The following is a 21427-nucleotide window of genomic DNA, read 5'->3' on the forward strand; positions in this document are numbered from 1 at the left end:
CACAATTAAGCTTTTGGTAGCAAATGCGATCGCCGAAATAGCAAATGCGAACACCGAAATAACAAATGCGAACACCGAAATAACAAATGCGAACCCCGAAATAGCAAATGCGAACCCCGAAATAGCAAATGCGAACCCCGAAATAGCAAATGCGAACACCGAAATAACAAATGCGAACCCCGAAATAGCAAATGCGAACACCGAAATAACAAATGCGATCGCCGAAGTAACAAATGCGAACCCCGAATCAACAAATGCAAAACCAGGGTTTTACCCCACCCTAACCTTCCCCGATGCATTGGCTACGGTGTACACACAAGTCGAAAAAGCTTGATTTTCCATTCTTCTCTCGTTTATCTCGTTTACCTCGTTTACCTCGTTTTTATCTCGTTCCCATGTTCTACATGGGAATGCTCCTCGTGGAGGCTCTGCCTCCAATCTGGCATTGAGTCTCTGACTCAATGAATGCATTCCCAGTCGGAGACTGGGAACGAGGAAAGTCTTATCAAGCTAGGTTTTTAGGACTTGTGTGTACACCGTAGCTTGGCAAGGGGGGAGGGGGATTAAGGGGGGTAATTTTACTTGTGTATACACGTTGCATTAAAAAAAGAGGCAGTTACTAACTACCTCCTGACAAATTAAAGCTTGGATGGACTGAGAAATGCTTTGACAGCAGCCTAGAAACTCAGCTATCTGCTGCTCAAAAACATAGTCAAGACCACTCCCAGGATAATCGATCCACCGCCAAGGATGAATGACCAAAAGCGATGGTAACTGTTGACGATGGTGCCATTTTTACTCTGGAGTTGAATTAAATCCATCCAAGGCGCAACACCTCGACGGAACCAACCCACAGCGCCAACTTGTTCGCCAATCAAGCTTTGGACTCGCTTCATCCCAAACAGAAAATTACCAATGGGGCCAAAGCGTGAGGCGTAATGCAGATAAAGCATTCCGCTACGATCCTGAATTTTTAAATCGGAACCAAATTTATAACCAGCGTCGCCACGACCAATGAGTTGACCTTCCAGTTTTGCAGGTTGTCCACGCAACGGACTGGCGTAGGGGTCTGACATTAAGGTGAGAATATCGGTTTCTGCTGCTTGCTTGTAGTCAGGAAACATCACCAAGGCTTTGACCAAAATTCCGATCCCTAAGCCGATTAGTGGCGCACCAATTACCAAACCTGTGTTTGGCGAACTTGACAACAAAATTACACCTATTACCAAGCCAACTAAAAAACCAATTGTTTCAGCGCCGTACAGTACAACATCTAAAAAGAAGTTGCCGTAAAGCCTACTTTTATTAAGACTTTTACCTTCTCCAATAACTCGCCCCATATCAAACTCGGTCGGTAAACCCAATTGTTCGGCATAGTTGCTTAATGCACGAACTCGTTTACCTGTCAATGGGTGAGTGGAATTTAACTCCATCCACCAGCCCCAGGGGTTAAACATATCCCACAGAAAGACGCGACCAATTTTTTGGGTATCAGATGCAATGCGGTAGGCGGTTCCTGTGGAAGCGGCGGCTTTATGGTCATAGATACCCAAGGCGCGAGTTCCTTCAATTAAACGGCTGGGTTCTTGTGTGCGCGAACCTTCTTCTAAAATTCCGTAGGCAATCTTCACCAAAGCGCGGGATAATCCATTGGGATTGCCTGTACTTTCGGCTGCAAAGTGGTCAGCAAAGTATTCCCGTGTGCGGGAGAGGTACAGTACTAGATAAGTACCAATGATATAAAACACGTAGGCAACTAGACCAGCAGTTTGCATCGCATCTTTGATTTTGCTATCGCCACCGCCACGCCCAAATCTTCTGGCTGTAATGTAAATTAGATAGCAAATTTGCACTAAGGTAGAAGCTACTGTCATCACTGCAAAGTCCCAGTGGACTATGTGCCCCAGTTCGTGGGCGTAAACAGTAGCAATTTCATCGTCATCCAAGTATGTGAAAAGTCCTTGACTGACGACTAAACGGGCGCTGTTCGGCAATGAACCATAAGTAAAAGCTGTGGGGTTTTGGTCGTTAATGATTCCCAAACGTGGCATTTTCAGCTTTTTCTGCTCACAGATTTGCTGAATAACTTTAGCTGTCTCTGGACTGAGGGTTTCAACTTCTGCTAACTCTACCCAGCGAGTTTGGTAAAGCCAGCCTTGGGTTAAGTCCATGATGAATGGAGATATGAAAAAGGCGGCGATATTAAAAACTAGGGTAATACCAATAGCGATCGCTAATCCTTGGAGTGGATCATCGCTACCTATAATAAATACCAAGCTCAAACCTAAAGCCAAGACCATGCCAAACAGCAAGGTCATGGTGACACCAGAAGCTAATGCCAAACTACCACCCACACCTCCCATAGCTAATTTCATCCCAGTGGTAGCGGCGCGACCAGCTTTTTGGCTGGCGTTAGTTGGCGTTTGGCGGAAGGATTGACTAGCTTGTTCTGCCCAACTACGAGCCTGTGGATTTTCACTCATCATTAACTTTTGACACAGGGCCTTGGCTTTTTCGATTTCGCCTGTGGCTTGATAGGCTTTCATCAGCCACATCTGTGCTGAAAGATAATCTGAGGAATCGTGTTCTACACAATCACGGCAAAATTGTTCGAGTAATTCAACCGCTTCTTGATAACGTTTTTGTTTTAAAGCGTCTAATCCAGATTGCAATGACATAGGATCTCCCTAGTAAAGGAGTAGTATCTGATCTATCAATACTCAATAGATCCAGCAATCGTCACTGCAATTTCGTAAAAATTCAAATAACAGCAGTATAAATTATCTACTTAAGTAAAGGGCTAGAGAAACATAAATTACTATGTTTCTCTAGCCTGGGGAACGCATAAATCATATTTAAGATTTCAAATAGTCACCGTGATAATACTTAGTAATTTACTTAAGATGTAAATTTAGCACATCTCACTTATCTGTGTTTAATAATCACAGAATAAATGTTTTGAACCAAGTCTTACTTCACCCGATCAGAGTAATTATTGATTACCCAGATGGTTCACCCGATTGGAGGAAGACGAATGATGAACATCACCTGAGATTGATAAGATGAAGAAAAGGTAAAGATTTGTGCTATGACTATTCTTGACATTGCTTCTCCCCTAATTGCGATCGCCGGACAAACCCGCCAAGCTGCAAGTAAGCTAGCGATTCTCTCTACTGAGGCAAAAAATCAGGCAATTGTTGCGATCGCGCAAGCTTTAGAATCAGCTAGAGATGAAATTTTACAAGCAAATGTTGCTGATTGTAAAGCTGCTAGCGCCGAAGGTATTCCCCAACCGCTTTATAAGCGCTTGCAGTTAGATGAACATAAATTAAGAGATGCGATCGTTGGGGTACGAGATGTTGGTAAGCTAGCCGATCCAATTGGTAAAGTGCAGATTCACCGCGAACTTGACACTGGCTTAATTCTCAAACGAATTACTTGTCCTTTAGGGGTTTTGGGGATTATTTTTGAAGCCCGTCCAGAGGCGGCGATTCAAATTGTTTCTTTAGCAATCAAATCGGGAAATGGTGTAATCCTTAAATGTGGAAAGGAAGCAGTGCGTTCTTGTGAAGCGATAGTTAAGGCAATTAAACAGGGATTATCGCAGACTGCTGTTAACCCTGATGCAGTGCAATTACTAACAACTAGAGAAGAAACTCTAGAACTTTTGAAGTTAGATAAATATGTAGATTTAATTATTCCTAGAGGTTCTAATTCTTTTGTCAGATTTGTACAGGAAAATACTCGTATTCCGGTACTAGGTCACGCCGACGGAATTTGTCATCTTTATATAGATAAAGCCGCCGATATTTCTAAAGCAATTCCGATTACAGTCGATGCAAAAGCGCAATATCCTGCTGTTTGTAATGCGATTGAAACTTTGTTAGTTCACCAATCAATTGCTACAGAATTTTTACCGAAAGTTGCTGAAGCTTTGCAAGAACGCCATGTAGAATTAAGAGGCGATCAACGCACCTTGAAAATTTTACCTAATATTGTAGCTGCAACAGAAATAGACTGGGAAACAGAATACAGCGATTTTATTTTGTCGATAAAGATTGTAGACTCTATAGAAGATGCGATCGCACATATTAACGAATATGGTTCTCGTCATACCGATGCAATTATTACTGAAGATTCAACATCTATTGAAACTTTCTTTGGACTAGTCAATTCAGCGAATATATTCCACAATTGTTCTACCAGATTTGCTGATGGCTTCCGCTATGGTTTCGGCGCAGAAGTAGGAATTAGTACGCAACAAATGCCTCCCCGCGGCCCCGTTGGTTTGGAAGGATTGGTGACATACAAATATCAAATGACTGGCGATGGACATATTGTAGCTACTTACACCGGGGCGAATGCTAAAGCTTTTACTCATCAGGATTTAGTGTAAAATATTCTTTGTAAAAATTCGTAGTGTCCAGATCCCCGACTTCTTTAAGAAGTCGGGGATCTAACTTTTCATTGTAGCTACTTACACTGGGGCGAATGCTAAATCCTTTACTCATTAGGATTTAGTAAAAAACATCGTCAAAATTATATGCTCTAGTAATGTTAGAAATACAGCGATTAATCCTGTGTACTTTTAGCCAAATAAGCCGCAGGCATCTACATCTTTAGCTTCTATCTCACTCAAGTCATACTGGTATAGTTCCATTAAATTACCCAGCACTGATTTCTGTTGTTGAGTAGCTTTTACCACTTCAATTTTCATAAAGCATCTACGATACTGAAACTAAAAGATATGCTTTCATGCAGAGAAATCTTTGGAGGTTTTTTAATTTGGAAGTCTCTTTAAACTAATGCTCTCAGTAAAGCTTGAAGTTTAAGTTGTACCTCTGCAAACTCCTTGTCAGGATCGGAACCATCCACGATACCAGCACCAGCATACAATCTCGCGCGATCGCCATCAATCAATGCTGAACGAATTCCCACAATAAACTCGCAGTTTCCCTGAGAATCTATCCAACCTAGAGGCGCAGCGTATAAACCTCTCTCGAAGCTTTCGTAACGACGAATTTCGGCACAAGCTACATCTTGGGCTGCACCGGCAACGGCTGGGGTAGGATGCAATTGTCCAACAATCTTTAATGGGTGTATGTCAGCAGGAACCATAGCACTGATTGGTGTCCATAAATGCTGGATATTCGATAATTGTCGCAGTCGGGGTGCTAATATTTGCGGTAATAAACCTAACTGGCATAGTCGTTGTGTAATGAAATCAAGCACTAGTGAATGTTCATGCTTTTCTTTTTCACTATTTAGTAAGCGATTGGCATTAGCCGCATCTTCAGCAGGGGTTTTACCTCGTGGTGCAGAACCAGCTAAAGCATCAGTGATTAATTGTTGATTATTAATACTAATTAATCTTTCTGGACTTGCACCAATAAAATTTTGTCCTTTGCCATTACTTGTAGAAAAAATATAACAATTAGGATGGTTTTGTCTAAGATTATTTAATGATTTAACTAAGCTAAAGTGGTTACTTGATTTTACATCTAATATATCTGCTAGGACAATCTTACTTAAATAGGTAGACCGAATTTTTTCCAAAACAGATACTACTGAACGTTTAAATTGGGCAGAGTTTGTGACAGATTTTTTATATAACTTTGTAGGGAAATAATCAATATTAGCAGAGTAATTTTCTAAAGTTTGGATAAATTCAATTTTATTTTGAATATTCTCCAACAATCTTTCAATATTTACATTTGGATTGATAATTATATTTGTTACTAATATGCAACGCTGATTTTTTACGGCTACTTGCCAACGTGGAAGAAAAATGGTAGCAGATGGAAATGGATAATCTACTTGGGCGTTTTTATCGAAAAAACTGAAATAACAAAAAAAGTGAGGCCCAGAAAAAGGTTGGTTTGCGTTACCAAAATTAATTATATTTTTTAGACAAGATTTGATAAAATATTCCGCTTGATTAAAACGGTCTGAGCCATCAATCTGTAATTTTGCTACAGCATCAATTGCTGCGATCGCTTCTCCTTTACCTCTGTCCTCAAAGTAAAAATTTATTTCATTTGCTTGTGTAAGTTGATCCAATACAAGTAAAGGATCAGCTAAATCGATCTCTTGGGAGATACTGACAATTTGCTTGTCATTATTTTGGAGGCACTTTTCTTGGACTGATAACAAAAATTGATATAAATCTTTGTGCTTTACAAACAAGTTACTACGACATGGTGAAACTGTCATGGATCTAACGATAGTAAATTTTTTTTAAGTTAACTTCCTAAAGTGTAATTAATCGTGGTCGTATTTTTACAGGTAACATATTAAGTTGCTATTTCACCAGCGTAGGGTTTGGCTTATTTGTGGTGTTCCCAGACCATGATAAGACAGTTTTGGACTGAGACTGCAACGTAAGTGTGAGTGTTAACAACACAAGGTTAACAAGCCATCATAAAAGTGACAGTTATTTGTATATCGCCCATATCTAGCGTCTCTTTAAATCATAAAATCTAAAGTGTGAGTAATATTCCGGCAATTTAATTAATCACGACTGATGACTACCAAGCAAATTTTATATCCCAACACTAAGTTATGGATGGCAGCGATTAAACCGCCAATGTATAGCGTTGCCATTATGCCCATTTGGGTAGGAACAGCAGTAGCATTTGCCGAAACTAAAATTTTCAATGGTGTAGTATTTTCTACTTTTGTAGCTGCGGCAATCTTAATTCTTGCCTGGGAAAATATCACTAATGATGTGTTTGATTCTGAAACAGGTATCGATCAAAATAAGCACCATTCTCTGGTGAACTTAACAGGCAATAAGCCATTGATATTTTGGATAGGAAATTTATGTTTAGGTTTGGGATTGCTGGGCATACTAGCGATCGCATTTTGGCAACAAGACCTAACTGTTATCGGCATCATTCTACTATGCTGTGGTTTGGGCTATATGTACCAAGGGCCTCCCTTTCGCTTAGGATATCAGGGTTTAGGCGAGATTCTTTGCTTTTTTGCCTTTGGCCCCTTAGCAGTGGAGGCAGCATACTACAGCCAAACCCAAACTTGGTCAATGACAAGTTTAGCAGCTTCAGTAATTGTCGGGATTGCCACAACCTTAATTTTGTTTTGCTCGCACTTTCACCAAGTTAAGGATGACATAGCCGCAGGCAAGCGATCGCCTATTGTTCGTCTCGGAACCCAAAAAGGGGCCCAAGTCTTAGTTTGGTTCACTGCTAGCATTTATCCCCTCACCTTGCTGTTTGTACTATTGGGAATTTCTCCAGTTTGGACATTACTGAGTTGGGTAAGTTTACCCTTTGCTGTCAAATTATGTCGCCACGTTCAAGAAAATCACAACCAGCCGGACAAAGTTAGTAACTGTAAATTCATCGCTGTAGCCGTGCATTTTTGGGCTTGCTTGCTGTTCGGACTGGGATTTATGCTTTAGCAATTACTAATTGATGCGTTATCAATTTAAATTTCGTCCATATCAGCGAAAGTTTTTGCGATCGCTTACCACTAATCATGGTAATTGGGATATTCGTGAAGGTATTATCCTCCGTCTCACTGATGAATCAGGTAAAGTCGGCTGGGGAGAAATCGCCCCCATTAGCTGGTTTGGTTCCGAAACCCTAGAACAAGCCTTAGATTTTTGTAGCCAACTCCCACGAGAAATTACAGACGAGATAATTTTCTCAGTACCAGATGAGTTACCAGCTTGTCAATTTGGCTTTGAGTCAGCGTGGGAAATGGGGAGTGGAGGAGATGAGGGAGATAATTTGATAACTTCTAACTCCTCACTCCTAATTCCTAACTCTTCACTCCTCTACAGCGGCTTATTACCATCTGGGGAAGCTGCTTTAAATCAATGGGAAACTCTATGGCAGCAAGGATATCGCACATTTAAGTGGAAAATTGGTGTGTATGCGATCGCTGATGAACTAGAAATTTTTGAATCACTCATACACACCTTACCAGCCTTTACCAAACTACGATTAGATGCCAACGGTGGACTCAGTTATGAAGAAGTTAACTTATGGCTGCGGACTTGCGACAATTTTAAGGCAAATCCAGAAGTACCCCTAGAAATTGAATTTATCGAACAACCGCTACCCGTGGAGCAATTTCAGCAGATGTTGGAATTGAGTATGAGTTATGAAACTGCGATCGCTTTAGATGAATCTGTCGCCACACTTGGACAACTCGCCGCCTGTCATCAACAAGGTTGGCGAGGAATTTTTGTGATCAAGCCTGGGATAGTCGGATCGCCATCTCGTCTGAGAAAGTTTTGCCACCAGCATCAAATTGATACTGTATTCTCATCAGTATTTGAAACTGCGATCGCTAGACTTGCAGCACTCCAACTAGCAGCCGAATTATCCCAAAACAACAGGGCAGTTGGTTTTGGCATCGACCATTTTTTTGAACAAGAAGATACATGGCTTCAAACTTTATGGAACGACCTTTAGACTGCCTTAATAACCTGGCTCAAAATGATTGGCTTATCGATTATAGCAGCCATCAATTTAATCAAATAGCTCAAGAATTATATTTAGAACTAACACAATTATCAGCGTGTGGAACACCACCAAAAATCATCTTAGCTGAACGTGAACCATTACGATTTTTAGCCAGTTTTATTGCCGCTTGTGCAGCGAATTGTCCAGTTTTTCTTTGTAACCCCGATTGGGGAACACAAGAATGGCAACAAGTCTTTGATTTAGTACAACCAGATATTATTTTGGGAATGGGGAATAGGGAATGGGGAATAGAGAATGAAAATAATTACCAATGCCCAATTCCCAATGCCCCATGCCCACTGATTATGATTCCTACGGGTGGTTCATCAGGACAAATTAAATTTGCCATTCACACTTGGGAAACTCTCATCTCATCGGTACAAGGATTTACAGAATACTTTGAACTAAAACAAGTCAATTCGTTTTGCGTGTTGCCCTTATATCACGTTAGCGGTTTAATGCAATTTATGCGCTCATTCACTACCGCAGGTAAACTATCTATTCAACCATTTAAAGCTGTAGAATCTAGTCAAATATTAAATATTAAACAATCAGAATTTTTCATATCTTTAGTACCAACGCAGTTACAACGCCTCCTGCAAAATCCAGAATTAACTGAATGGCTATCCCAATTTAATACTGTACTTTTGGGAGGTGCGCCAGCATGGAACGAACTCCTAGAAAAAGCCAGATTTCACCACATCCGATTAGCACCTACCTATGGTATGACAGAAACCGCCTCTCAAATTGCTACCCTCAAACCGGATGATTTTCTGAGTGGTAAAATTAGCAGTGGTCAAATTCTCCCTCATGCAAAAGTAACTATTTGCAATCAGCAAGGCGAAATTTTAAATTCCAATCAAATTGGAAATATCACCATTTACGCTCAATCTTTAGCCCTTGGTTACTATCCGATAACCAGAGAAAATCAAGATAATCTCCAAGTAGATGATTTAGGTTTTTTAGACGAACAAGATCATTTAAATATAGTCGGACGTAACAGCGACAAAATTATTACAGGTGGAGAAAATATTTATCCAGCAGAAATTGAATCAGCTATACAATCAACTCAAATGGTTGCTGATATTTGTGTTATCGGCATTCCAGATAAACACTGGGGACAAGCTTTAACAGCGATTTACATTCCCAAAAAATCAAATATCTCTGCCTTAAAAATCCAAACCCTACTCAAAGACAAACTCAGCAAATTTAAAATCCCTAAATATTGGATTCCACAGGAAAACTTACCCCGTAACTCTCAAGGTAAAATTAACCGCCAAAAGTTACAACAAATAGCCACAGAATTTCTCCATAATGCCATCACATAATCTCTCTCGACTTTCTTCTCTCTAAGCCTTCAGCATCTCTGCGGTTGGTTTCTAACCATTGGATTATCTCTTCAGATAATTCCTGCTTACTTCTACTACTCACATCAATACAAACATGACGAGTAATAGCCTTAGCAACTACCACCTCACCCACTATAATCTCGTAAGTAATTTCAAACTTATCAACACTTATTTTTTGGGGAATTAAACTAATCAGCAACTTGTCCCCTACAAACATAGGGCGCAAAAAATCAACACTAGCATGAACAATGGGAAACCCCACAGACGGATTAGTAAAAAAATCTTTGAGATTAATACTTGATGCTTCTAAAGATTCTTCATAAGCTTCATGGCAAATACCCAAAACGTTAGCAAAATAAACTACCCCAGCAGCATCAGTATCTTGAAAACGAACCGTGCGGTTATAAGTAAAAGACATTTTTGACAATTGAATATTAAAAAACAGCAGGTTTATTCCCTGCTTTACAAACTAATTTTATTGCAACTAAGATAAGTCAGTGATAAAAATTTAATTTCCCCAATTCTGAGTTTGTATCGATTTGTTTAGCCTCATTCAATGCTTTGGGGTTAAATATATGGTCAGGAAAGCGTAGGCATAGCCCGTCGAAGACATCGCTTCTACATAGACTCTAACGGCGGAACCTCGAAGTCATTAAACGAGGAAACATTGTAAGACGAACCAGCTAAAGCCTTTACCAGCTTGCCGTCTAGAGTCAGCAAAGTAGCACCTACCTGCTGAGAAAGTGCTACATAAGAGCCATCGTAGGCGGAGATTCCATAATTTAATGCGATCGCAACTGCATCCGCCATCAAATCAGCCGTAGAGACAACACGCAACGGGAAGCTTTTGAGAGTTGCTAAATCTGCTGGCACATCAGCAACAGCATAAAGTCTGGCACGGACATACTTCCAAATGATGTTGCCACACTCAATGTAAAACAGGTCTGGGACAAAGATCGCAGTTTGGGGATTGGCAAGATGAGCAAACAGTTGATTAACTTTCGGAGTTAGTGGATCGTCTGGTATAAATTGCTTAATAGCTACACTTGCGTCTACAACACACCTGAGAGGGATAGTCATCTATCTCGGTCTTCTCGGATTAACGCAGTACTATCAGGCCATTCCACATCAGTCTGGCGACTCTCACGACGAAGGCGAATTTCCTCTAGCAGTTTTGGAACATTTTTTCGTCTTTCGTCTTCAGTTAACTGTGTTTTTGTCTTCTGCAAAGCGTTCTGCAATATTGTAATAACTTGAGCATCAACTGAGCTATTTTCAGCTTTAGCTAACTCTTGCAGTTGTTCGTATAACTCATCAGGTATGTTTAGCGTATTAAGGGTAGCCATGATTGAACTCCCAAAAGAATTTATTGGTAATGGTAGCACGATCGCAGTAGGGGGAGAGGTTAGGGAGCGATCGCCTTTGGTTTGTGGGTGCGATGGTTGAGTCGATGGGGGATATTATTCTCCGCACCTCTCGGTTAAATCTGGGCGTGCGACTTTCACCGCACCCAGCTTCCGATGTTCTTAGCTTTCGCTTTTGCTCATGTGTTTGTAATCGTGGCAACTCTCATGAATTGCTTCAAGATTACTTTTCTTCCAGTTGGCGTGGTTTCCGTCGATGTGATGCAGGTGAACCCGTTCCTCATCAATGAACTTCAGACCGCAGGAAGCACATTTATGGCTTTGCTCTTTCATAGTTTTAGAGGTTTTACTGTCGTAGAGCTTGCTATTACGTTCGCTCCAGTAGGTAATGTCTCCGTCATAGGGGGATTTTATTCCTTTAACCATGACGTGACTATTTTCGGAGTAGGAAACATTTGGAAATGCCTTGTCTAGTAATTTCTTGCTAGAGTAGCGGTTTTGATTGGTTTCCTTGTTAAATACCTTGTAAGCTCTTTTTTCGATGTGGTACAAGGAGTTTCTAGAACCGTCCATCTTACAGAACTTATGGTAATTTCTCCAGCCTCTGACTATCGGGGCTAATTTCTCAGCCTTTGTAGTAGCACCATAATTCGAGTTGTTGACGATGTGTTTTACTTTCTTACGAAATGCTTTGAAGTTGTCCAACGAGGGAGTGCTTCTGAGCTTTCCGTTTTTCTGGACTTTGAAGTGCCATCCGAGGAAATCAAACCCATCTGTCGCGGCGGTAACTTTGGTTTTCTTTTGGCTTACATTCATTCCGCGTTTGCGGAGAAACTCGCTGATTCTTTCAAGTATCTCTGTCGCATCATCTTCGGGTCGGAGTATAATAACCATGTCATCCGCGTATCGGATTGATGGCTTGACAATTTTCTTTTCGGAAGTGTTGCCTGTGATACTTTTACCGTATTTGTATTCGGTGTGGTATCTGTGTATATCTTCTATCCCGTTGAGCGCGATGTTAGCTAATAGAGGACTGACCACTCCCCCTTGGGGTGTCCCTTGTTCGGGAAATTCTGGGTTGACTCCAGCCTTGAGGCATCGGAAGATACCGAGTTTTAAGCCTTTGGGGGCAATGAGTTCTTCCATTATTGCTGAGTGATTAATCCTGTCAAAGCATTTTTCGATATCGAGTTCTATAACTCTTTTATCTATTCCGTTGCTTCGTGAGCTTAGGTTATCAAAGATGTATTGTTGTGCATCATGGGCAGAGCGCCCAGTTCTGAACCCGTAGCTTCTGGCATGGAAAGTGGCTTCGTGTGCTGGTTCTAGTGCGTATTTTGCGAGGCATTGCCAAGCTCTATCTGCGATGGTTGGTATCTTAAGCATTCTGGTAGTCCCGTCCTTTTTGGGGATGGGGATTTCCCGTAGCCCTTGATGCTTCCAATTTCCACTATTCATTTTCAGTAGTTCTTCGAGGTTGAAGCGTTCTTCAAATGGGAGGGATTTTTTGCCATCAATACCCGCCGTCTTTTTGCCAGCATTTAGCTGAGATACAAGTCTAATTGCAAGAAATCGAGCCGAGGTTGATTTTAGAATAAGCCTTTGGAGTAACCGAGCTTTCCGTTTGTCTCCAACTTGAACAGCTTTGTACACGCGCTTTTGAAGGCGGAAAAGGTTACGGCGGAATTTCTTCCACGGTAAGGCTCTCCAAGATTCACTAGTATGTCTACTGCGTCTAATCATTTTCTCTTCTCTGGTTTGTGTATTCTGAACACCTCAGACCAATTACGGTCTGTCCTACCCGACTTGTGAGAGTTCCGCTTCTCGTCTAGCCTACCTGGGGTTCGACTGCCCCAAGACTCACAAATCGTTTTTATTCGTTCCCTCGGTGAGATTGATTGTTCCGTTAGGCGTGGTCAATTCAACTACTGGATTCCCTTGACTCTTACCGTTATTAAAGGCGATATGCGGCGGGAATTGTTTCTCCAGTGAAGTCAGGGGTTTTTATGTTGCGCCCTGCTTGAAAATAAGTTGCTTTTCTAGACCCGGTTTCGCCGTAGGAACTCCCTGTTAGCGCCAGTGTCAACCCGCAACGGCTGTCTGATTGCGCCCTGTTCCCAGCTTCACTCTACAAGAACCGAGCTTGTTCGGTGTGGGCAGATAAGGAGTCAATTCTGAGTCTGAATGGTAGGACTTTCACCTACATCTGACCGAGAGTTCAGCCCTTAATGACAGTAATCTGCTGTCGGGCTGGATTAGCTATTTACGGGATGATTACCGTGATTCACTAATCAACGAATCGCACCGCTTTATTATCTCTACTACCCATCTGTTTCTTAATCCTTCTCTTCTGACTCCTCTGATAGAGATTTTAGTGATGTTTTTCGTAAAACCCAATCAAGATAAAGTACAAGAATCTGCATTTTCAGAAAGTTGTTAGCACTTTTGATATTTGCATCACTCAGCACCCATTTACAAAACTTTTCCAGCAGTATTCCAATAACAACTTCAAGAGACTTATTTACAACCAGAGGGAGTAGTGTTTCTAGCATTGCGATTGCCTCAGTAGCTTAACTGAGTTCAATGTCGCAATTTTCTTTTGTAGTTATTTATCTGACTTACCTTGACTTAGCCTGACTTACACTGATTTAACTCCACATTTTGATAAAAACTTTGGCTACACTGGCTTATAAGTAATTGTGGGAGTGGTCAATGTCTATATCAGAGGACTTTCTTAAGCAACTGGAGCAATACAGTGAATTGTCGCACCGAGAGAAAGAAGTCTTTCTGGAAATATTCGGTCGTAGTAAGAATCGAGTCAACGTAGCTCAAGAATTAAACATTTCTGAAAGTAACCTCAGCACTTGCCTCACAGGTATTTACAAAAAATTTTGCATCACTGGTAATGGCCCTGTTAAAGAAAGCCGCTTACGAGAGTATCTGAGCAAAAGGTATGCACAACAAAAACCCTCTGGCGATTTAACTACAGATGACGTAGATGATTCTATTGATACCTTAGTGCAAGAAATCCGCAAACAAATCAAACCCTACATCAAAGAAAAGTGCGGAACCATGCGGGTATTAGATATGTCTAAGCCAATTGAGTTAACAGGAAAACAAGGTATTTACACAAATGTCAATATTCTGGAGGCAATAACAGGACGAAGACGACTAAAAGTTGCAGAACTAATGCAAAGCTGTGACTATGATAACTTTGAGCGACTTGGACTTAGCGGAGTAAAACAGAAACGAGTCTCAGGATTAGAGGTTGTACAGCGTTATAGTAAGCTGATGGTTTTAGGTAAACCAGGAGCAGGAAAAACCACTTTTTTAAAATATCTAGCAATGCATTGTATTGAAGGGGGATTTCAAGCAAACAGAGTTCCCTTGTTTATCACATTAAAAGATTTTGCAGAAGCACCTAAAAAACCAGATATTTTGAAATTTATTGTTCAACTATTATCAAGCTGTGGGGTAACTCATACCAGTGTAGTAGTAGAGAAACTGTTGAAACAGGGTAAGGCATTGGTATTACTGGATGGGTTAGATGAAGTACGAGAGGAAGACACCAAGCGTGTTTTACAACAAATTCGGGAATTTTCTAACTTGTTTCATACTAATCAGTTTGTAATTACCTGTCGTATTGCTGCCAAAGAATACACTTTTGAAAGTTTCACAGAAGTGGAAATGGCAGATTTTGACGAAAAACAAATAGCAATTTTTACTCAAAATTGGTTCCAGTTAACTGATCCAGTTAAAAGTAAAAGATTCATTGAAAAACTAAAAGAGAATGAACCAATCCAAGAACTAGCAAGTAGTCCTTTACTTCTAACATTATTGTGTTTGGTGTTTGGAGATAGTGGAGATTTTCCAGGAAACCGTTCTGAACTTTATCAAGAAGGATTAGATGTATTACTGAAAAAATGGGATGCCAAACGCAACATTGAGAGAGAGCAGGCGTATAAAAACCTATCTTTACAGCGTAAGGAAGACTTGCTGAGTCAAATAGGTTTAACTACCTTTGAGCAGAAAGACTATTTCTTTAAGCAGAAAACTGTCGAAGCATACATTGCTAATTTTATTCGCAACTTACGCAATGCTGACACAGATCCAGAAGTATTGAAACTCGATAGTGAAGCCGTTTTAAAGTCTATTGAAGCACAGCATGGTCTATTAGTAGAACGAGCAAAGGGCATCTATTCCTTTTCTCACTTAACGTTTCACGAGTATTTTGCCGCAAGAGAAATAGTTGCCAACTCTGACTGGGAAACTTTGCTAGAGCATATCACAGAGAAACGCTGGCGGGAAGTTTTTTTGCTCATAACAGGGATGATGAGGAAGGCTGATGATCTGGTGTGGATGATGAAGATACAAATTGATAAACTTTTAGCACAAGATGAGAAAATACAGCAATTTTTAGTATGGGTAAATGAGAAGGCCATTTCAGTTGTAACTATTTACAAACCAGGGGCAGTTCGAGCTTCATACTTTGTCTTTACAGATGAGATTATGAATAATATTACTATTTCTAACGTGAATGGTAAATATATATGTTATTCTGATTTAGCCAAAAAAATAGATCAAAGATTATTTAAAAAACATCAAAATAATGAATTTTCTATTGATAATCTAATGTCTTTCTTGATTAGTAACTCATTAGAGGTTGATTTCTATCATAAAAATTTATGTAGTCTTGTTGAAGATATATCAGACTCAGATTTTCAGCAACAGATTAGAGAGATTCAGAATGAACTACCTAGTTTAACTCAAGATAGAGAAGTTCTTTTACAGTGGGCAGTTACCGATAGATATATTTGGGTTGAAAAACTTCGCTCTGTAATAATAAAAAATCGTAATATTGGGCATGACTGGCAATTTAGCGACATACAGAAGAAACTGTTAAACCAGTATTATGATGCAAATAAACTCTTGGTGGATTGCTTAAATAGTGATTGTTATGTTAGCCGAGAAGTCAGGCAGGAAATTGAAGATACCTTGTTTTTACCAATTAAAAGTTAAGAATTTAGTAAAAACTGAGACAATGCCAAACACAAAGGAGAAAAACAGTATAGTAATTTATTTTAATTTTTAATTTTGACTAATGAAGAAAGATATTTGCGATCGCACTTTTACTTTTTCAGTTCGCATAGTCAAATTGTGCCAGTTTTTAGATGACAAACCAGGAGTAGCGCGAACTCTTGCTCAACAGTTATTAAGGTCAGGAACATCGATAGGAGCTAATGTAGAAGAAGCACAAGCTGCTCAAAGCAAAGCAGATTTTATCAGCAAGCTCATGATTGCACTAAAAGAATCCCGTGAAACCCGGTATTGGTTAAGATTGCTTATTGCTTCCGAAATAGTACCTCAAGAAAGAATTAGTCAACTTCAAACCGAAGCCGAAGAAATAACAAAAATTCTTGGTGCCATAATTATCTCCACCAAAAGCCCCACCTAACCTCATCCTCTTCAATTTTTAATTTTTAATTTTCAATTTTTAATTCCTAAACGGAGAGGGGGAGATTCGAACTCCCGGAGGTTTTAGCCTCATCCGATTTCAAGTCGGACGCAATCGACCACTCTGCCACCTCTCCAGTAAATCTGTCAAACTTGTGCTGATCCTAGTTTCAGACGCTATTTAGGCGCTTTTGTTGGTTAGCACTAAACTTGACAGATAATACTATACCCTATTATTTACGCAGATTGCACTACTGGATGCGAATGTCTACGACACAATCCGCGATCGCTCATACAAAATTTCCTCCTTAGCCACCTGAAAGTCATTCCCCACCCAAACTAGGGAAACTTGCGAAACCACACCTGCCTCTAGGGTAACAATGGAAAAGTTACGCAATTTCTCGCTGTCATTTTCCACAATCCTGGGGACACTAGCCGCATTTAAGTAAATTGTCCCCTCTGGACTTCTAAAGATGGGTTTGCGCTGCACCTTCTTGGTATGGCGTAAATCTCGGTGCATGTGACCAAATGTTACCAGAGGAATGGTTTTACCAGCAGTCAAGGCTTGAGAAATCGCCTCGCCTAAATCTGGATCGCCAAAATCGCCGCCAATTGGATGCCAGTCTTTGCCGCAGGGGTCTTCGGGGCGATCGCCTAACCCACTAGGCCCGTTGTGACCCAAAAATATAATTGTCTCGTAAGCGGCACTTTTGACTGCTTTGAAGATGCGATCGGCGGATTCTTCCAAACTCGTCACACCGTAACGTTCTTTACAGATTTCCGCGAATTTCCACTCTGGGCCACCCCAGGTAAAGGGACGACCCCCCACTACAGTTAAATTCCAAGCGGGAAAATCCAATTTACCGTAACCAACATGGGACGAACCTAATAAATCGAGTTGTTCCTGTACCCAGTCTTCCTTAGAGCGGTCATAAGGAGCCTTTTTGCGTCCCCATTCGGTGGCGGTATACCAGGCATCGTGGTTGCCCATTACGGCTGCTTTGGGAATATCGAGAGAAGCGATCGCTCTGACCACTTCCACCGACTCGTTGCCAAAATCCCCGACAAACAGCGCTAAGTCAACACCCAGATGCTTGAGTGCAATACCATCTTCCACTTCCCATTGGTCGTGAACATCTCCAATTACAGCAATTTTGAGGGTTATCGATTGAGTTTTCTGACTGGTCATGCCACTTTCCTTGCCGTCTATCTCCAGGATATGAAACTCAGCCGGATTTGGACACAACCCCAAAATATCAACCGTCCACTATTTTTGGTAAAAACTACTATAATTGATTCCACAGGACATAAATTTGCAATTTAAAGCACCCCCTAACTGTGTTTACTACTGCACTAGCTCAACGAGAAAAAACCCAACCGGGTGAACTACCACTAGATTTGTTTGCCGCCATTGAGAGTCTCAAAAAAGAACTCAACGCAGTTATCCTGGCGCATTATTATCAAGAGCCAGATATTCAGGATATTGCAGACTTTATTGGGGATTCATTACAACTAGCAAGAGCCGCCGAAAAAACCAATGCGGATGTGATCGTCTTTGCTGGTGTCCATTTTATGGCAGAAACAGCAAAGATACTTAATCCCGATAAATTAGTACTTTTACCAGATTTGAATGCTGGTTGTTCTTTAGCCGACAGTTGTCCACCAAAGGAGTTTGCAGCTTTTAAAGCAGCGCATCCAGATCATCTGGTGGTGTCTTATATCAACTGTTCTGCTGATATCAAGGCGATGAGTGATATTATTTGCACCAGTTCCAACGCTGTGAAAATTGTGCAGCAGATACCAAAAGAACAGCCGATTATTTTTGCCCCAGATCGGAACTTGGGGCGCTATGTGATGGAACAGACTGGACGAGATTTGGTGCTATGGCAAGGTAGCTGTATTGTCCATGAAACCTTTTCAGAAAAGAAAATTGTCCAGTTAAAAATTGCCCACCCAGAAGCAGAGGCGATCGCACACCCAGAATGTGAAAGTAGTGTATTGCGCCACGCCAGCTTTATTGGCTCCACAGCCGCTTTGCTCAAGTATTGTCAAAGTAGCCCCACCAAAGAATTTATCGTTGCGACAGAGCCGGGAATCATTCACCAAATGCAAAAACTAGCTCCTGACAAGCACTTCATCCCTGCACCGCCGATAAATAATTGCGCTTGTAACGAATGTCCGTTTATGCGGTTAAACACCCTAGAAAAGCTTTACTGGGCAATGAAAAATCGCACTCCCGAAATTACCATGTCAGAGGATATCCGTCTTGCGGCACTGCGACCAATGCAACGAATGCTGGAGATGAGCGTGTAACCAGTATTTTTATCCAGATGCTAGAGACGCAGTTTTGTTGCGATCTCTACCCACAAGTTATTTTTTCTAATCACTTGCAATTTATAAAAGGTGGTGCTAAGATTTTAAATCGTGAGACAAATCGGGTCGGTGTCCGAGTGGTTAATGGAGACGGACTGTAAATCCGTTGGCTTGCGCCTACGCTGGTTCAAATCCAGCCCGGCCCACCACTTACGAAGTTATAAGTTATAATGTCTGGGAAAGCATCAAAACTCCCAGCATTTTAACTTCTAGCTGAAAAATCGAAATCAAATTTCGCCCGTGTGGCTCAGTGGTAGAGCACACCCTTGGTAAGGGTGAGGTCACGAGTTCAATCCTCGTCACGGGCTTTTTAAATGAATACAAACGAAAGAGAAGCATTAAGTTTCGGTTTTTTCATGAGCTTTCTTAACCCAATATCCTCTAGGTGGCTTTTCTAAGCCATAAGCCTTACACCACTTTTCTACAGCTTTATCAGACACGCCAAAATCTCTCCCAATTTGTGCAGTTGGCTTTTCCCAAACTAGTTTTCCTAGTTCTTCTTTTGATGGTCTTTCAACTTTTCTGGTATGAATTCTAGAGTCTGGGTTAACCTTTCTAGTTGTTAAGTCAACGCCAAACTCCTTGTAGGTTCTCTTAAGTGCTACTTCAGTTAAATCTGTAAAATCTTCCCACCAGTAAAAAGGTGTAGCTGAATTAGGTATCTGGGTAGTTATGTAGCAACCATTAAAGTTGATTGATGGATAAACAACCTGATCTATGTCAGGCAGATAAACAGCATAAAAGTCAAAGTCATTTACTTTGTACTTCTTCTGATGAGTCCCATTTTTATCTACCCAAATAGTTTTATTTACTACCCTGTTATCTCCCGCGTATTTAGCTTGTATTTTGTAAAATTTATCGTCTTTGTAAGCAACAAAATCAAAAGGTAAATGTTCACAAACAAGTGGCGTGAGGACTAAATACCCTTTAAGCGTTAGATCCGCGATCGCTTTGGTCGCAGCAATATCGCCCTTATTCTTGGTATGATGCAGCAATAACGAACCCTCAAATGTGAAAGTAATTATATCACTTCACAATGCTTGAGGGTTCATATTGAGTTAAAACGAGCGCGGCAGGGTTCGAACCTGCGACCGATTGCTTAGAAGGCAATTGCTCTATCCACTGAGCTACGCGCCCAAAACAAAACCATGGCTCCTGAAGGAGTCACCTAAACTATTATATCGTCTTCACCTACCAAGAAGCAATCAAAAATTGCAGATTTACCACTAGCAAGGCTAAGATGCTAGTCGCTAGTTAGTGCAATCTACACCGAAAACGAAACAGATGGGGTATCAATACTTGTCGGTTAAGGGGAAAAGGGTAAGGGGTAAGGGGAAAGAAAAAACCTTTAACCTTTACCCTTTAACCTTTTCCCAAAACCCAATTCCGAGTTCAAAATGCTTATCCGAGCAGTATTGGATGGGGTATTGGTTTAGATATATTGTGTTGTCAAGGGGTTATTTGCCCGTTAGCGCCAACGCCCTCTGGGCGGCTACCTTCGGGAAGGATTTGGCGATCGCTAGACTCATTTCCAAAGTATGCTAGGTAATTTCAGCCTTGGCGATACTGCCAAATCCCATTATATATTCCATATTAAGAGTGCCCCTGTGAGGAGTTATTTGCTAGTGCCATGTTTATTCTCAAACGGCAGGATGTTGAAATATCAAGCATTCAGCACCCAAAAAAGGATCAGCAGGTGCCGATTCTCAATTATCAAGGGCAGACTTTTCGCTTGATTAGTGTTTTCAAAGCTAGTCAAGAGGAAGAAGCTAGAGCCTTATGGAGAGAATTAACGGATAACCGAGGTAAAGCCTGTGTTTTGCTGGAAGAACCCGAACGCTTTAGTGTTTGGGGTAAAATACGTTTAGAGCAGCTGGATAGTGACACAGGTGGTCATGGCAAAACGGCGATTTTAATCCAAGCCGGTATTTTGCTGTTGCAGGGTGTTTCTATCGACATTGAAGAGTTTTTAGGTGCTAGGCAAGCTGCATTATTTGAGAAAGATATTGCGGAAGTGTTCAAGCAAAAACAATTTCCCCAAGCATCATCCCTAGAAGCGGTTAAATATTTGGTATCTACTAATCCTTTGCCGGCAGCCAAAATACCTGATTGGCAAGAAAATCATGTAGTTATCTTGTTACAAGAACTGCATCGATTAGGAAAGGCCTATTTTGGCAATGCCAATTTTACCAAACAAGTGATTTATAAGCTAGAAGATATGCCAGAAGCCGAGCGATCGCTGTTTATCAATTGGCTAAATCAATCGCCTCTGGGTAAACTATGGCAGTAGCATGGAAATTTTTTAACAAAATTCCTGCCGCTGGCACTTGCTTTTGGTGTCAGATTGTGTATTACCTAATAGACACACTGCTAGATATACAGTCATTTAACTCAA

General features: G+C 40.9%; 19 protein-coding genes and 4 tRNA genes. 11 read left to right on the top strand and 12 right to left on the bottom strand.

Translation table 11 applies throughout. The features are described 5' to 3' along the window. The first annotated feature begins 13 nt into the window (after nucleotides 1–13). The gene (locus tag ACWATR_RS17270; protein ID WP_460334805.1) at nucleotides 14–334 is read left to right on the top strand and encodes a hypothetical protein; all 321 of its coding nucleotides are present in this window, start codon (nucleotides 14–16) and stop codon (nucleotides 332–334) included. A gap of 355 nt (nucleotides 335–689) precedes the next feature. On the opposite strand, the gene ACWATR_RS17275 is transcribed toward ACWATR_RS17270, so the two are convergent. Then, a complete protein-coding gene (locus ACWATR_RS17275; protein ID WP_460334808.1) occupies nucleotides 690–2678 on the bottom strand; it encodes a M48 family metalloprotease in 1989 nt (662 codons plus the stop codon). 410 nt (nucleotides 2679–3088) lie between these two features. Here ACWATR_RS17275 and ACWATR_RS17280 point away from each other — a divergent pair, with 410 nt between their 5' ends. Beyond that, complete coding sequence (locus tag ACWATR_RS17280) at nucleotides 3089–4396, top strand: glutamate-5-semialdehyde dehydrogenase (protein WP_460334810.1); 1308 nt, start codon at nucleotides 3089–3091, stop codon at nucleotides 4394–4396. A gap of 192 nt (nucleotides 4397–4588) precedes the next feature. Here ACWATR_RS17280 and ACWATR_RS17285 read toward each other — a convergent pair whose 3' ends face one another. Next, a complete protein-coding gene (locus ACWATR_RS17285; RefSeq protein WP_460334813.1) occupies nucleotides 4589–4717 on the bottom strand; it encodes a hypothetical protein in 129 nt (42 codons plus the stop codon). 80 nt (nucleotides 4718–4797) lie between these two features. Then, on the bottom strand, nucleotides 4798–6213 hold the full coding sequence (locus ACWATR_RS17290; protein WP_460334816.1) for an isochorismate synthase: 1416 nt from the start codon (nucleotides 6211–6213) through the stop codon (nucleotides 4798–4800). 310 nt (nucleotides 6214–6523) lie between these two features. Between ACWATR_RS17290 and menA the strand changes: the two genes are divergently transcribed. Genes menA through ACWATR_RS17305 form a run of 3 tightly spaced genes read left to right on the top strand, consistent with a single transcriptional unit; the run spans nucleotide 6524 to nucleotide 9820 of the window. Further along, nucleotides 6524–7420 carry a 2-carboxy-1,4-naphthoquinone phytyltransferase gene (gene menA / locus ACWATR_RS17295; RefSeq protein ID WP_460334819.1) on the top strand — a complete coding sequence of 299 codons (897 nt, stop codon included), beginning with the start codon at nucleotides 6524–6526 and terminating at the stop codon, nucleotides 7418–7420. A 13-nt stretch (nucleotides 7421–7433) separates the two neighbouring features. Further along, the gene (locus ACWATR_RS17300; protein WP_460334822.1) at nucleotides 7434–8441 is read left to right on the top strand and encodes an o-succinylbenzoate synthase; all 1008 of its coding nucleotides are present in this window, start codon (nucleotides 7434–7436) and stop codon (nucleotides 8439–8441) included. Beyond that, nucleotides 8426–9820: a 2-succinylbenzoate--CoA ligase gene (locus ACWATR_RS17305; RefSeq protein ID WP_460340476.1), complete on the top strand. Its 1395-nt coding sequence runs from the start codon at nucleotides 8426–8428 to the stop codon at nucleotides 9818–9820. Before ACWATR_RS17300 ends, ACWATR_RS17305 begins: the two co-directional genes overlap by 16 nt. Here the strand turns inward: ACWATR_RS17305 and ACWATR_RS17310 are convergent. From ACWATR_RS17310 to ACWATR_RS17330, 5 genes are all read right to left on the bottom strand, one after another. Then, on the bottom strand, nucleotides 9813–10259 hold the full coding sequence (locus tag ACWATR_RS17310) for an acyl-CoA thioesterase (protein ID WP_460334825.1): 447 nt from the start codon (nucleotides 10257–10259) through the stop codon (nucleotides 9813–9815). The genes ACWATR_RS17305 and ACWATR_RS17310 overlap by 8 nt on opposite strands. 200 nt (nucleotides 10260–10459) lie before the next feature. Further along, entirely contained in the window at nucleotides 10460–10921 is a 462-nt protein-coding gene (locus ACWATR_RS17315; RefSeq protein WP_460334828.1) for a type II toxin-antitoxin system VapC family toxin, read from the bottom strand. Continuing rightward, nucleotides 10918–11187, bottom strand: coding sequence for a hypothetical protein (locus ACWATR_RS17320; RefSeq protein ID WP_099099929.1), 270 nt, complete (start codon nucleotides 11185–11187; stop codon nucleotides 10918–10920). Before ACWATR_RS17320 ends, ACWATR_RS17315 begins: the two co-directional genes overlap by 4 nt. A 180-nt stretch (nucleotides 11188–11367) precedes the next feature. Beyond that, nucleotides 11368–12948 carry a group II intron reverse transcriptase/maturase gene (locus ACWATR_RS17325; protein WP_460331435.1) on the bottom strand — a complete coding sequence of 527 codons (1581 nt, stop codon included), beginning with the start codon at nucleotides 12946–12948 and terminating at the stop codon, nucleotides 11368–11370. 593 nt (nucleotides 12949–13541) lie between these two features. Further along, entirely contained in the window at nucleotides 13542–13757 is a 216-nt protein-coding gene (locus ACWATR_RS17330; RefSeq protein ID WP_460334832.1) for a hypothetical protein, read from the bottom strand. Between the two features lie 160 nt (nucleotides 13758–13917). Here ACWATR_RS17330 and ACWATR_RS17335 point away from each other — a divergent pair, with 160 nt between their 5' ends. Together ACWATR_RS17335 and ACWATR_RS17340 are read left to right on the top strand one after the other, a co-directional pair. Then, nucleotides 13918–16224, top strand: coding sequence for an NACHT domain-containing protein (locus tag ACWATR_RS17335; protein ID WP_460334835.1), 2307 nt, complete (start codon nucleotides 13918–13920; stop codon nucleotides 16222–16224). Between the two features lie 82 nt (nucleotides 16225–16306). Then, nucleotides 16307–16660, top strand: a complete 354-nt coding sequence (locus ACWATR_RS17340) for a four helix bundle protein (protein ID WP_460334838.1) — start codon at nucleotides 16307–16309, stop codon at nucleotides 16658–16660. A 51-nt stretch (nucleotides 16661–16711) separates the two neighbouring features. On the opposite strand, the gene ACWATR_RS17345 is transcribed toward ACWATR_RS17340, so the two are convergent. Together ACWATR_RS17345 and ACWATR_RS17350 are read right to left on the bottom strand one after the other, a co-directional pair. Next, nucleotides 16712–16796: transfer RNA gene (locus ACWATR_RS17345), tRNA-Ser, on the bottom strand. Between the two features lie 131 nt (nucleotides 16797–16927). Further along, nucleotides 16928–17848, bottom strand: a complete 921-nt coding sequence (locus tag ACWATR_RS17350) for a TIGR04168 family protein (protein WP_460334841.1) — start codon at nucleotides 17846–17848, stop codon at nucleotides 16928–16930. A 149-nt stretch (nucleotides 17849–17997) separates the two neighbouring features. On the opposite strand from ACWATR_RS17350, the gene nadA reads away from it, so the two are divergent. The 3 genes from nadA to ACWATR_RS17365 all read left to right on the top strand — a co-directional run bounded on the left by nadA (nucleotide 17998) and on the right by ACWATR_RS17365 (nucleotide 19340). Beyond that, nucleotides 17998–18972 carry a quinolinate synthase NadA gene (nadA, locus tag ACWATR_RS17355; protein WP_460334843.1) on the top strand — a complete coding sequence of 325 codons (975 nt, stop codon included), beginning with the start codon at nucleotides 17998–18000 and terminating at the stop codon, nucleotides 18970–18972. Nucleotides 18973–19095: 123 nt separating this feature from the next. Continuing rightward, nucleotides 19096–19181, top strand: a tRNA-Tyr gene (locus tag ACWATR_RS17360). Between the two features lie 87 nt (nucleotides 19182–19268). Continuing rightward, nucleotides 19269–19340, top strand: a tRNA-Thr gene (locus tag ACWATR_RS17365). A 30-nt stretch (nucleotides 19341–19370) separates the two neighbouring features. Here the strand turns inward: ACWATR_RS17365 and ACWATR_RS17370 are convergent. Further along, entirely contained in the window at nucleotides 19371–20027 is a 657-nt protein-coding gene (locus ACWATR_RS17370) for a group I intron-associated PD-(D/E)XK endonuclease (protein WP_460334846.1), read from the bottom strand. A gap of 69 nt (nucleotides 20028–20096) precedes the next feature. Next, nucleotides 20097–20169: transfer RNA gene (locus ACWATR_RS17375), tRNA-Arg, on the bottom strand. Nucleotides 20170–20662: 493 nt separating this feature from the next. Between ACWATR_RS17375 and ACWATR_RS17380 the strand changes: the two genes are divergently transcribed. Continuing rightward, entirely contained in the window at nucleotides 20663–21322 is a 660-nt protein-coding gene (locus ACWATR_RS17380) for an Npun_F0813 family protein (protein WP_460334849.1), read from the top strand. The last annotated feature ends 105 nt before the right edge of the window (nucleotides 21323–21427 follow it).

Source organism: Nostoc sp. UIC 10890 (assembly GCF_054786515.1).